The sequence below is a fragment of the Lentzea cavernae genome (assembly GCF_014653695.1).
Classification (GTDB): Bacteria; Actinomycetota; Actinomycetes; order Mycobacteriales; family Pseudonocardiaceae; genus Lentzea; species Lentzea cavernae.
The window spans coordinates 31,367-43,854 of sequence record NZ_BNAR01000025.1 but is presented as its reverse complement, the minus strand read 5'-3'; the positions used below and the strand labels follow the sequence as shown (position 1 = coordinate 43,854).

Annotated in this window: 11 protein-coding genes, 2 tRNA genes and 1 other RNA gene; 4 read left to right on the top strand and 10 right to left on the bottom strand. The window is 67.1% G+C overall.

Translation table 11 applies throughout. From position 1 onward, the window contains the following. The first annotated feature begins 3 nt into the window (after window positions 1–3). Window positions 4–927: a saccharopine dehydrogenase family protein gene (locus IE307_RS43055; protein ID WP_191305272.1), complete on the top strand. Its 924-nt coding sequence runs from the start codon at window positions 4–6 to the stop codon at window positions 925–927. Window positions 928–1,068: 141 nt separating this feature from the next. On the opposite strand, the gene ssrA is transcribed toward IE307_RS43055, so the two are convergent. Further along, window positions 1,069–1,446, bottom strand: a transfer-messenger RNA (tmRNA) gene (gene ssrA / locus IE307_RS43050). Window positions 1,447–1,568: 122 nt separating this feature from the next. Here ssrA and IE307_RS43045 point away from each other — a divergent pair. Continuing rightward, window positions 1,569–2,807 carry a sensor histidine kinase gene (locus IE307_RS43045; RefSeq protein ID WP_373306088.1) on the top strand — a complete coding sequence of 413 codons (1,239 nt, stop codon included), beginning with the start codon at window positions 1,569–1,571 and terminating at the stop codon, window positions 2,805–2,807. Continuing rightward, window positions 2,795–3,436: a response regulator transcription factor gene (locus IE307_RS43040; protein WP_176929964.1), complete on the top strand. Its 642-nt coding sequence runs from the start codon at window positions 2,795–2,797 to the stop codon at window positions 3,434–3,436. Before IE307_RS43045 ends, IE307_RS43040 begins: the two co-directional genes overlap by 13 nt. Here IE307_RS43040 and IE307_RS43035 read toward each other — a convergent pair. The 6 genes from IE307_RS43035 to IE307_RS43010 all read right to left on the bottom strand — a co-directional run bounded on the left by IE307_RS43035 (window position 3,421) and on the right by IE307_RS43010 (window position 8,226). Then, a complete protein-coding gene (locus IE307_RS43035) occupies window positions 3,421–4,248 on the bottom strand; it encodes an amidohydrolase family protein (protein WP_191305270.1) in 828 nt (275 codons plus the stop codon). The genes IE307_RS43040 and IE307_RS43035 overlap by 16 nt on opposite strands. After that, window positions 4,248–4,724, bottom strand: a complete 477-nt coding sequence (gene smpB / locus IE307_RS43030) for an SsrA-binding protein SmpB (protein WP_191305269.1) — start codon at window positions 4,722–4,724, stop codon at window positions 4,248–4,250. The genes IE307_RS43035 and smpB overlap by 1 nt, the downstream gene beginning before the upstream one ends. Before the next feature lie 30 nt (window positions 4,725–4,754). Continuing rightward, window positions 4,755–5,657 (bottom strand): permease-like cell division protein FtsX, encoded by a 903-nt coding sequence (gene ftsX / locus IE307_RS43025; RefSeq protein ID WP_191305268.1) that lies wholly within the window; start codon window positions 5,655–5,657, stop codon window positions 4,755–4,757. Between the two features lie 40 nt (window positions 5,658–5,697). Next, window positions 5,698–6,387, bottom strand: coding sequence for a cell division ATP-binding protein FtsE (ftsE, locus tag IE307_RS43020; RefSeq protein WP_030470385.1), 690 nt, complete (start codon window positions 6,385–6,387; stop codon window positions 5,698–5,700). A gap of 174 nt (window positions 6,388–6,561) precedes the next feature. Next, window positions 6,562–7,665 (bottom strand): peptide chain release factor 2, encoded by a 1,104-nt coding sequence (prfB, locus tag IE307_RS43015; RefSeq protein ID WP_191305267.1) that lies wholly within the window; start codon window positions 7,663–7,665, stop codon window positions 6,562–6,564. 60 nt (window positions 7,666–7,725) lie between these two features. After that, window positions 7,726–8,226, bottom strand: coding sequence for a PadR family transcriptional regulator (locus IE307_RS43010; protein ID WP_191305266.1), 501 nt, complete (start codon window positions 8,224–8,226; stop codon window positions 7,726–7,728). A 385-nt stretch (window positions 8,227–8,611) separates the two neighbouring features. On the opposite strand from IE307_RS43010, the gene IE307_RS43005 reads away from it, so the two are divergent. Continuing rightward, window positions 8,612–8,821: a hypothetical protein gene (locus tag IE307_RS43005; protein ID WP_090068106.1), complete on the top strand. Its 210-nt coding sequence runs from the start codon at window positions 8,612–8,614 to the stop codon at window positions 8,819–8,821. 113 nt (window positions 8,822–8,934) lie between these two features. On the opposite strand, the gene IE307_RS43000 is transcribed toward IE307_RS43005, so the two are convergent. From IE307_RS43000 to IE307_RS42990, 3 genes are all read right to left on the bottom strand, one after another. After that, window positions 8,935–9,008: transfer RNA gene (locus IE307_RS43000), tRNA-Met, on the bottom strand. 282 nt (window positions 9,009–9,290) lie between these two features. Further along, a tRNA-Met gene (locus IE307_RS42995) sits at window positions 9,291–9,364 on the bottom strand. Window positions 9,365–9,415: 51 nt separating this feature from the next. Next, complete coding sequence (locus IE307_RS42990; RefSeq protein ID WP_268250477.1) at window positions 9,416–12,427, bottom strand: UPF0182 family protein; 3,012 nt, start codon at window positions 12,425–12,427, stop codon at window positions 9,416–9,418. Window positions 12,428–12,488: the final 61 nt, after the last annotated feature.

The window sequence follows — 12,488 nt, the reverse complement described above, 5'->3', positions numbered from 1 at the left end:
CACATGGGACACAACATCGCGGTCTACGGCGCTTCGGGAACGACCGGCAGCTTCGTCGTGGCAGAACTGGAGAAGCGCGGCCACACCCCGCTCCCGTTCGGCAGGGCCCATGCCACCGCCGACGACCCGGCAGCCCTCGACCGCGCCCTCACCGGCGCCTCAGCGGTCATCAACACCGCCGGCCCGTTCGCGACAACAGCCCTGCCCCTGCTAGCCGCCGCCGAACGCGCCGGCATCCCGTACGTCGACGTGGCAGCCGAGATCGAAGCGAACGCCGACACGTTCGCCCGAGGCGCCAAGATCCCGGCAGTACCCGCCATGGCCTTCTTCGGAGGCCTGAGCGACCTGCTCGTCACCGCCGCGATGGCCGACTGGACCACGGCCGACGAGGCCCACATCGCCTACAACCTGAGCAACTGGCAACCCACCCCCGGCACCCTGACCGCAGGCCGGGTCTCCCGCGAACGACGCAACGGCCGCCGCGTCCGCTTCCACGAGTCCGAACTCCAGTACCACGACGACACCCCGACAACCCTGGACTGGGACTTCACCGACGGCACCCGCCAGGTGATCGCCGAGTTCTCGATGGCCGACGTCATCACGATCCCCAGCCACCTCAAAATCCCGTCGGTGACCAACTACATGTCGCTTTCCGCCGCTCAAGGCCTCCAAGCCGCGGCCGAACGCCAGGAACCAGAAACCTTCGAGGTGGACGTCCGAGTCCGCCGAGCAGACGAGGAACGCCGCCTCACCGCCACCGGCAAGGACATCTACGCCGTAAGCGCCCCTCTAGCCGTGGAAGCCGCAGAACGCCTGCTATCAGGCCGCTTCACCACCACAGGCGTCGCCTCGGCAGGCAAGATGTTCGACGCCCCCGACTTCCTGAACTCCCTCACGAACGCAATCCAGACCAAGCACTCTTCTTGATGGACCGCGACGTCGCGAAGCGACGAGCCGGTCGGGGGTCCGGGGGCGGAGCCCGCCGGCCGGGGGTCTGGGGGCTCGGCCCCCAGAAGACGCCCGAAACGAGGAAGGGCGAGTGCGCTCCACGAGCAGCACTCGCCCAACGAGTGGAGGTGCCGGGAATCGAACCCGGGTCCTGTGGCGGTTCATCAGGGCTTCTCCGTGCGCAGTCCGCGATGTCTCTGCTTGACCCCACCAGTCATGCGGACGAGCTGGTGTGACGGGCCCAGTCGCTGTGAGTTTCCCGAACAGTCTCCGCGACCGAGACTGCAGGTAAGCCCTCTAGCTGATGCCGAGCACTAGGCCGAAGGCACTCCTAGGTCGACAACCACTAGCTCTGCTGTCAGGCAGCGAGAGCGTAAGCGGTGCGCTTGTCGTTAGACGTGGCGCTTATTGGTTTGCGATGACGCTTAACGGTGGTCTCTCGCCTGCACCGGCACGCTTCCCCTGAATCAACGTCCACAGTCGAAACCGTTCACCCCCTGGTAGTGGTTGCGCCTAGCATAACGACTGGGGCCAGCGAGTTCTTCCCGAGGCAGGTAGGGCTGTCCCCACCTCGGACCGGATGGCTGGCCAGATGGTCTCTGACCAGCGGGAACGACACCATGGACGTCATGAGGAAACCGAACGCGCTCGCAGCCGGGTTCTACCTGCTGACCAACCTGGTGACCGGCATCTTCTGGTTCACCCTCTCCGTCGTGCTGACCGTGGTCGGGTTCGCGACCGCCATCATCTGGGTGGGTCTGCCGCTGCTGTGGCTCGCGATGAACGTCGTGCGGGGTGGCGCGACGATCGAGCGGTCGTGGGTGCGGGCGGCGTTGCGCACGGACATCCCCCAGCCGTACCGGGAGACGCCACCGGGCACGTTGTGGCAGCGCTGGAAGGCGCAGTTCACGGATCCGGCGACGTGGCGCGATTTCGGTTACCTCTTGCTGCTGCTGCCCATCGGGATCCTGGAGTTCGCCTCGGTCGTCGCCATGTGGTCGGTGGTGGCGGGGTTCATCGCGGTGCCGTTCTGGATCGGCTCGGCGCCGTTCGCGGTGATCGTGGGCGAGTTCTGGACGATCGACTCGTTCGTGTCGGCGTTGCCGGTGTCGTTGATCGGGCTGGCGCTGATCCCGTTCGCGGCGCTGGGGACGCGGTGGCTCGGTTCGGTGCACGGCAAGTTCGCGCGGGCGATGCTCGGGCCGACGCGTGCGGACGCGCTGGCGATCGAGGCGGAGCGGCTGCAGTCGAGCCGTGCGCGTGGTGTGGAGGCGGCCGAGGCGGAGCGCCGGCGGATCGAACGCGATCTGCACGACGGCGCGCAGCAGCGGCTCGTGGCGGTGGCCATGGGCCTGGGCCGGGCGAAGTCCAAGATGGACAGCGACCCGCAGGGTGCGGCCGAGCTCATCGCGGAGGCGCACGCGGACGCGAAGCTCGCCATCAAGGAGCTGCGGGACCTGGCGCGGGGCATCTACCCGTCGGTCCTGGGCGACCGGGGGCTCGACGCCGCGCTGTCCGCGCTCGCCGCCCGTGTGCCGATCGAGGTGGACCTGCAGGTCAACGTCGAGCCGCGGCCGCCGACGGCGGTGGAGAGCGCCGCGTACTTCACCGTCGGCGAGGCGCTCACGAACATCACCAAGCACTCCAACGGCACCAAGGCGACCGTGCGGGTCAACAGGGTGGACACGGGGGTGCTGGTCGAGGTCACCGACAACGGTCAGGGCGGCGCCGAGGTGAAGCCGGGTGGCGGTCTCGCCGGGCTCGCGGACCGGGCTGCCACGATCGACGGTGTGGTTGTCGTCGTCAGCCCGAACGGTGGGCCGACCGTTATTCGAGCGGAGTTGCCGTGCGCGTGGTGATCGCCGAGGACTCGGTGCTGTTGAGGGTGGGCGTGCAGCGGTTGCTCGCCGACGAGGGCATCGAGACCGTCGCGGCGGTGGAGAACGGTGACGACCTGCTGGACGCCGTCACCGAGCACCGGCCGGACCTGTGCGTGGTGGACGTGCGGATGCCGCCGACGTTCACCGACGAGGGTCTGCGGGCCGCCATAGAGTGCCGCCGGCGTTATCCCGGGCTGCCGGTGCTGGTGCTGTCGCAGTACGTGGAGGAGCGCTACGCCGTGGAACTCCTCGCGGGCGGTGCGAGCGGCGTCGGTTATCTCCTCAAGGAACGGGTGGCCGACGTCAAGGAGTTCGTCGACGCGGTGCGCAGGGTCGCCGACGGTGGCACGAGCATCGACCACGAGGTGATCACGCAGCTCATGGTGCGCAGCAAGAAGAGCCCCGTCGACAAGCTGACGCCGCGCGAACGCGAGGTGCTCGGCCTGATGGCGCAGGGCCTGTCGAACACGGCCATCGCCGGCACGCTCGTCGTCTCGGACGGCGCGGTGGAGAAGCACGTCGGCAACATCTTCGCGAAGCTCGGCCTCGAGCCGTCGAACTCCGAGCACCGCCGGGTGCGCGCCGTTCTCGCCTACCTCGACAGCTGAAGCAGACGGGCGCCGTTGTCGTGCAGCACCGCCTGCTCGGCCGCGGCGTCCAGGCCCCACGACCGGATGGCGTCGAGCTGCACCTCGTAGCGGTACGGGATGTTCGGGAAGTCGGTGCCCAGCACGACCCGGTCCGCGAGCCCCGCGATCCGCGAACGCCAGCCGGGCGGCAGCGGTGTCATCCGCTCGACGAACGGAACGCCCACCATCGTGGTGTCGACGTGCACGTTCGGGTAGCGCTCGACCAGGTCCAGCGCGCCTGAGTAGTCCGGCATCCCCGCGTGGGCGATGACCGCCGTCAGCCGCGGGTGCTGTCGCAGCACCTCGTCGAAGATGCTCAGCCCCGTGTGCTCGCCGGGGTACGGCCCGTCTCCGCAGTGCACGACCACCGGCACGCCCGCCTCCGCGAGCTGCCCCCAGACGCCGTCCAGCAGCACGTCACGCGGGTCGTAACCACCGACCTGCACGTGCGACTTGAAGCACCGCGCACCAGCCTCCAGCGCCTTGCGCACGTACGCCTCGGCGCCCGGTTCCGCGTAGAACGTGCCCGTCGGCACCGCCTCGGGAACCCGCGCCGCGAAGTCGGCCACCCAGTCGTTCAGCCACTGCGCCATGCCGGCCTTGTGCGGGTAGACCAGCGGCGCGAACGCGGAAACGCCCACCTCCCGCAGTGCGGTGAGGCGGGCGTTCTCGTCAGTTCGGTACTGGATGAACCAGTCGACACCGGATTCGCGCACGCGGTCGAAGTACGCCCAGACCTTGTCCAGGACGTTCTGCGGCATGAAGTGGACGTGGACGTCCACCAGTGCCATCAGTAACGACCCTTCAGCGCCCGTCCGTGCGCCCTGGCGATCTCGCGGTTCGCGTCGCGCTTCGCGAGGTCCTGGCGCTTGTCGTAGGCCTTCTTGCCCTTCGCGAGGGCGATCTCGACCTTGACGTAGCCGTCCTTGAAGTACATCTGCAACGGCACGAGCGACAGACCGGACTCCTTGGTCTTGCCGATCAGCCGCTCGATCTCCGCCTTGTGCAGCAGGAGCTTGCGCTTGCGCCGGACCTCGTGGTTCGTCCAGGTGCCCGCGACGTACTCCGGGATGTGCAGCGCGTGCAGCCAGATCTCGCCGTCGTCGACCTGGGCGAAGGCGTCCACGAGGGACGCCCGGCCCATGCGCAGGCTCTTCACCTCGGTGCCGACGAGCTGAATGCCCGCCTCGTAGGTGTCCAGAATGGACCAGTCGTGCCGAGCCTTGCGGTTCGACGCGATGACCTTCTGCCCGCGTTCCTTGACCATGACGACCAGTCTAAATGCTCGGCAAAATACTTAAAGGCGCACGTAGAGGCGGAGTGTCACGTAGCCGGTGGTCGCCGAGATGACTATCGCGACGAGGAACAGCCAGGGCGACACGATCAGGATGTCCAGGTAGCCGATCGGCGGGATGATGCCCGACTCGGTGAGGTTGCGGGTGATCCGGTCGAGGAAGAACGCCTTGAACAGCACCAGGCCGCCGACCGCGGTGACCGAGCCGATGATGCCCGCGACGACCGCCTCGATGAGGAACGGCAGCTGCGTGTACCACCGGGTCGCGCCCACCAGGCGCATGATGCCGACCTCGACGCGGCGGGTGAACGCCGACACCTGGATGGTGTTCGAGATCAGCAGCAGCGCGGCGAACGCCTGGATGAGCGCGAGGATCAGGGCGACGTCGCGCATGCCGTTGAGGCCCTCGAAGAACCTCTCCAGGAACTTGCCCTGGTCGTCGACGCCCTTCACACCGGGCTTGCCCTCGAAGGCCGTCTTGATGACGTCGGTGCGCTCCGGGTCCTCGAGCTTCACGCGGAACGTCGCCGGGATGGCTTCGGGACGCGCGAGCTTGAGCAGTTCCGGCTGGGCCTCGAAGATCCGCTTGAAGCGCTCGAAGCCCTCGTCGCGGTTCTGGAACACCACCGTCTCGACGCCGGAGGTCGACTCCAGGTCCTTGCGCAGACCTGCGCACGGCTGCTGGGTGCAGTCCTTGTCGTTGGCGCTGACGTCGTTCGTCAGCAGCACGGAGACCTCGAGCTTGCCCGCGTAGTTGGCCTGCATCTTGTCGACCATGCGGACGACGAGCAGGCCACCGCCGAGCAGCCCGAGCGAGATGGCGGTCGTGAGGATCATCGCGATCGTCATCGTGACGTTCCGGCGAAGTCCGGTGATGACCTCGCTGAACACGAAGCTGGTACGCATCGGGGGCGGGGTTCCTTGGGGGTCGGGGATCTAGGGACGCTTAACGGCCAACGCCGTAAACGCCGCGCGCGTCATCACGGACGACCTTGCCGTACGAGAGCTCCACCACTCGGCGGCGCATCGAGTCGACGATGCCGTGGTCGTGCGTGGCCATGATGACGGTCGTGCCGGTGCGGTTGATCCGCTCCAGCAGCAACATGATGTCCTGGCTCGTGTCGGGGTCCAGGTTTCCGGTCGGCTCGTCGGCGATCAGCACCAGCGGGCGGTTCACGAACGCACGGGCGATCGCGACGCGCTGCTGCTCACCACCGGACAGCTCGGTCGGGAACCGGTCCTCCTTGCCGTCGAGGCCCACCAGCTGCAGCACCTCCGGCACCACCTTGACGATGGTGTTGCGGGGCTTGCCGATGACCTCGAGCGCGAACGCCACGTTCTCGGCGACCGTCTTCGTGGGCAGAAGGCGGAAGTCCTGGAACACGCAGCCGATCGACTGGCGCAGGCGGGGGACCCTGCGCCGCGACATCTTGGCGACGTCGAAGTTGGAGACGTAGACGCGTCCCCTGGTCGGCACCTCTTCGCGCAGCAGCAGGCGCAGGAACGTCGACTTGCCGGACCCGGAAGGCCCGATCAGGAAGACGAACTCACCCTTTTCCATCTCGACGGACACGTCGTCGAGCGCGGGACGCGTGGAGGTCTTGTAGACCTTGGAAACGTGTTCGAGACGAATCACGAGGCGCGAGTCTACTCATGGCCGGGGTAAAGCCCCCGTTCCGGTTAACTTCCGGCCCCGGAAGGGCGGCTCGGACCTCGACGCGGTGTGTCCGACCAGGCACGACCCGTTCACGAAAAGAGCACGTCCGGCCCTCGTTCGGGGCAGAACGTGCTCTTCGACTCAGATCGTGCGCTAGCCCTGCTGGGACTGCTTGCGCCACCGGATGCCGGCCTCGAGGAAGTCGTCGATCTCCCCGTCGAGCACCGCGGACGGGTTGCCGACCTCGTGGTTGTTCCGCAGGTCCTTGACCATCTGGTACGGGTGCAGGACGTAGGAGCGCATCTGGTTGCCCCAGCTGGAGCCGGAGTCCTTCAGCGCGTCCATCTTGGCCTGCTCCTCCTGCCGGCGGCGCTCGAGCAGCTTGGCCTGCAGGACGTTCATGGCCGTGGCCTTGTTCTGCAGCTGCGAGCGCTCGTTCTGGCAGGACACCACGATGCCGGTCGGGATGTGCGTGAGGCGCACCGCCGAGTCGGTCGTGTTGACGCCCTGGCCGCCGGGGCCGGACGAGCGGTAGACGTCGACGCGCAGGTCCTTCTCGTCGATCTCGACGTGGTCGGTCTGCTCGACGACGGGCACGACCTCGACGCCGGCGAACGACGTCTGGCGGCGGCCCTGGTTGTCGAACGGCGAAATGCGCACGAGGCGGTGCGTGCCCTGCTCGACGCTCAGCGTGCCGTAGGCGTACGGGGCGCTGACGCGGAACGTGGCGGACTTGATGCCCGCTTCTTCGGCGTAGGACGTGTCGAACACGTCGACGCCGTAGTTGTGGCGCTCAGCCCAGCGCGAGTACATGCGCAGCAGCATCTCGGCGAAGTCCGCGGCGTCGACGCCACCGGCCTCGGCGCGGATGGTGATGAGCGCGTTGCGCTCGTCGTACTCGCCGGACAGCAGCGTGCGCACCTCGAGGCTGGCGATCTCCTCGCGCAGCTTGGCGCGGTCGTTGTCGGCGTCGGCCGCCGCTTCGGCGTCCTCGGCCTCCTCCGCCAGTTCGTACAGCAGCGGGAGGTCGTCGAGGCGCGAACGCAGGCCGGTGACGCGGCGCAGCTCACCCTGCTTGTGGGAGAGCTGGCTGGTGACCTTCTGCGCCTTCTCCTGGTCGTCCCACAGGTCGGGGCGGGTGGCCTGCGCCTCCAGGTCCGCGACAGCGGCGCGCAACGCATCGAGGTCCAGCACCGCCTCGATGCTCGAGAGCGTCGCGGAGAGTTCCTTGATGTCTGCTTCGACGTCCGGGTTCACGCAAAAAGATTACGCCAGCACCGGTCACAGTTCGCGACCGGTGCTCGCGGACGCCCTCTTCTACGCGGTCGGAATCGCGTCGAGGAGCTTGAGAACCGCCTTCGCGTGAGCGAGGCCGAACTCGGCCACCGCCTTGGCGTAGGGGTCCTCCGCCGTCTTGGCCGCGCTCTTCGCGCTCTCCTGCTCCTGACCGTACGTCGTGCGTGCGGTCGCGATCAGGGACTCGCGCTGCTTCGCGGTCAACGAGCCGGCGTGCACCAGGCGCAGGATGAGCGGGCTGCGCAGGTGGTCCGGGCCCGGCTCGGACAGCAGCCAGTTCTTGAAGGCCTTCTTGCCCGCGGCGGTCAGCACGTACTGCTGGCTCGACCGCGGTCCCTGCTTGCCGAGGCGAAGCAGGCCAAGGTCTGCCAGCGCGGGCAGCTCGCGGTACACCTGGGAGCGGGTCACGCTGAAGAACGCGCCGAAGCGGTCTCCTGCCTCCGCCACCAACTGGCCACCGGTCTTGGGTCCGTCGTGCAGCAGCCCGAGCAGGGCGGCTGCGGTCGCATTCAGGTCTGACACGCCAACAACGTTCCCACGTCCGGGGGAAGCTGTCCACAATGGTCAGCCGTTCTGTCCACAGTGGCTGATCACCGGGCTAGTCTGATGGGCCATGCGGAGCAACGAAAAGTCTCGCTGAGTAAGCGGCAGTTTTCAGACCTCACGCGTTTGGCCTCTTGACCGTCTGTGTCCATCCCGGATGGAAAAGTCCTTTCGCAGAAACGAAAGTCCCCCGCTCTCACTCGATCGGCGGTACGACTCTCACCGGCCGGAGCCACCCGAATGGACGGTCGGGGGCAGGCGTAGCACGACCTGGTGATGTCGGCTCCGACCTCTTTCCCACGCCTGCATCTGCGGGAAAATGATCACTGCCAGGCAGGCGCACGGACGACGGAGGTCGGGGACCATGAAGAACCTGAACCTGAAGTGGCTGGACCACAAGAAGGTGGCGGCGCACACCAGGGCGTGGGTGACGGGCGGCATCCCGGAACAGGCGGGCAAGGACGAGTGCATGGTGTGCGGCAAGCAGATCCGCAAGCACCGCACCGTCAACGGTCAGGGCCGCATCTGCTCCAGCATGCTGTGCGCCCAGTACTGGGCGGAGAACATGACCTGAAAGACCCCACCCGTGGCGTCCGGGGGCGCACACCCCCGGCACGACCGGAAGACGGCAACCGCACCACAACGCGAAGAAGGCCGGAGCCTGATGGCTCCGGCCTTCTTGACTAGTAGCGGGGACAGGATTTGAACCTGCGACCTCTGGGTTATGAGCCCAGCGAGCTACCGAGCTGCTCCACCCCGCGCCGCTTCTAGCTTTTCTTGCTGTCTTGCTGTTGTAAGGAGAACTCTACACCCCCCGAAAACCGCATTTTCACCACCCCCCACTAACGCCGTTCCCGCAGGTCAACCCCCTCGAATCACGAGGAACACCAGCCAACCGCCGAACAAGGCTCGTGGACGCGAAGTGGCACGAGCCAGGGGGTCCGGGGGCTTGCCCGCCGGGTGGGGTTTGGGGGCTGCGCCCCCAATGTGAAATGCGAAAAAGCCCTGTCTGCGATCTCCGCAGACAGGGCTTTTCCACTTTGTAGCGGGGACAGGATTTGAACCTGCGACCTCTGGGTTATGAGCCCAGCGAGCTACCGAGCTGCTCCACCCCGCGTCGGTAATTAGAACCTTACGCGGGGCGGAGCACTAAATGCAAATCGTCAGGTCAGCCAGACGGTGTGGGGCTCGGCACAACCGACGACTGGCCGGTCGGAGGCGTCGCCGCAGCGGTGTTGTACTGCTTGAACCTCTTCCTCGCGTCGTCCAGGCGCCCGTAGGCCTGGCCGAGGTCGGTGAAGTTCCCGCTCTGCTGCGCCTTGGTGATGTCGTCCAGCGCCGTGCCGATGTCGTTGATCGCCTTCTGCAGCTCGGGGCTCAGGGTCCCGGTGCCGGTACCCGGAGGCGGCGTCGACGGCGGCGTGGAGGTCTGGCCGTTGCCGTTGCCGTTGCCGTCCGAAGGCGGCGGCACGACCGCGCCGGCACCGCTGAGCACCTGGTCGAGCGCCTCGTTCAACGTGGACGCGTAGCCGACCCGGTCGCCGTACCAGACGAGGACCTTCGACAGCTGCGGGTACGACGTGTTGTTCGACGCGCGTTCGATGTAGACGGGTTCGACGTAGAGCAGCGCTCCGCCCACGGGAAGCGTGAGCAGGTTGCCGTAGACGACCGTCGTCTTCTGCTGGGTCAGCAGGTTGAGCTCGCGGCTGACGTTGTCCGAGGTGAGGAACTGCGTCTGGATCTGCTGCGGGCCCTTCGCGTCCTGGTTGAGCTGCAGGACGCTGATCTTCCCGTAGTTGTCCGGATCGGACCCGACCGAGACGTGCGCGGCCATGAACTCGCGGTTCTCGCGGACGAGCGGGCTGGTCAGCTGGAAGCGGACCTTGCTCGGGTCGCTCGGGTCACCGGCGAGGACGTAGAACGGCGGCTGGGCGTCCCGGCGCTTGCTCGCCGCGTCGCGCTGGGCGTCGGCCGTCGTGACGTTGTCGATCGTCGGGTCCTGCGGCGGCGCCCAGTAGGCGACACCGGAGTAGAAGTCCGACGGCGACGAGACGTGGTACTTCGACAGGATCTGCCGCTGCACCTTGAACAGGTCCTCGGGGTAGCGGAAGTGCTGGCGCAGCTCGTTGGAGATCTCGCTGCCCGGCTTGACCGTGCCGGGGAAGACGCCCATCCACGCCTTGAGGACCGGGTCCTTCTCGTCGATCTGGTACAGGTTCACCGAGCCGTCGTAAGCGTCCACAGTGGCCTTGACCGAGTTGCGGATGTAGTTGACGGGCTTGTTGACCTGCGAGATGACGACGCCGTCCGCGGTGAGCGAGTCGTTCGTCGCGTCACCGAGCTGGGTGCGCTGCGCGTACGGGTAGTTCTCGAGCGTGGTGTATCCGTCGACGATCCACGTGATGCGGCCGTTGACGACGGCCGGGTACGGGTCGCTGTCCACCGTGAGCCACGGGGCGACGGCCTGCACGCGGTCGCGCGGCGTGCGCTTGAACAGGATCTTCGAGTCGTCGGCGATCGACTGGTTGAAGAGGATGTTCCGCTCGCCGTAGTAGGCCGCGAACGCGAGCTTGTTGATGAGGCTGCCGATCGGGACGCCGCCGCCGCCGGTGTAGGTGTAGGACTTGGCGTCGGTGTCGTACTCCGCAGCCGAGCCGGCCGGGCGGCCGCCGACGATCGAGTAGTCGTTCACGCCGAACAGCTCGCCGTAGTAGGTGCGCGGCTGGTCGACCTTGATGCCGTTCGGCACGTTGCCGACGTCGCCGTTGGACTTGACCTCACCGGTCTTGAAGTCCGGGTAGCCGCCGTTGGACTCGTCGGCGACCGCGTTCACCTTGTTCGCCTCGGCGTAGACGAAGCCGTTGCCGTGCGTGTAGATGAGGTGCTGGTTGATCCAGTCGCGCTGGCCCTGCGGCAGGCTGTCGAGCTTCAGCTCGCGCACCGCGACGATGTAGTCGCGGAGCTTGCCGTCCACTGTGTACCGGTCGACGTCGAGCTTGTTCGGGAAGCCGTAGAACGGCCGCAGCTGCTGGAACTGCGTGAACGTGCGCGAGAGCACCGCCGGGTCGAGCAGGCGGATGTTGCCCAGGGTGGCGGCGTCGTTGGACTTGATCTGGTCGTTGGTGACGTTCTGCTTGCCGTCGTACGGCTTCGTCTCGACCTTGTCCTCCGTCAACCCGAACGACTGCCGTGTCGCCGCGATGTTGCGCGTGATCGACTCGGCCTCCTTCTGGATGGCGTTCGGCTTGACCGAGAACTGCTCCAGCACCGCGGGCCACGCGGCGCCGACGAGCACGCTCGACAGCACCAGCAGGACGGTCGCGATGGCGGGCAGCTGCACGTTGCGCATGAACGCGCCCGCGAAGAACGCGACGGCGCAGAACACCGCGATGCACAGCAGGATCAGCTTGGCCGGCAGCACCGCGTTGAGGTCGGTGTAGCTGGCGCCGACGAACTTCTCGTTCTCGTGCAGCAGCAGCGTGTACCGGTCGAAGAAGTACGCGACCGCCTTGAGCAGCACGAACGCGCCGGCGACGAGCGCCAGGTGCAACCGGGCGGGGCCCGAGAGCTGACCGCCGCGACCGGCCAGCCGGATGCCGCCGAACAGGTAGTGCGCGATCACCGCGCCGATGAACGACACCGCGACCGTGATGAACAGCCACGACAGCAGCCACTCGTAGAACGGCAGCTGGAACGCGTAGAACCCGATGTCGAGCTTGAACTGCGGGTCCGTCACGCCGAACGGCTGGGAGTTCATGAACAGCTGGATCTGCTGCCAGTCGGCCTGCGCCGACGCGCCCGCGATGAGGCCGACGAACACGGGGATGCCGATCGAGAACAGGCGCATCCGCCGCATCACGACGGTCCGGTAGCGGGCCACCGGGTCGTCGGGCCCGGACACCGGCACGAACACAGGCCGGGCCCGGTAGGCGAGGTAGAGGTTGAGCGCGACGATGCCGCCGACCACGGCGCCGACGGCCACGAACAGCCCCAGGCGGGTGAACAGCACTGTGCTGTAGACGTCGCGGAATTTCACCTCGCCGAACCACAGCCAGTTCACGTAGGTGTCGAGCAGCCGCGATCCCGTGATGAGACCGAACAGGAGCACAACACCGACGATGAGCAGTATTCGGCTGCGTCGGGACAGTTTCGGCAGTCCGACCGGAGGCCGTGTGGCCACGAGGCACGCTCCTGGATCGCGGTAAATCGATACGTACGTTTAGTCCAACTCTACGGACGAC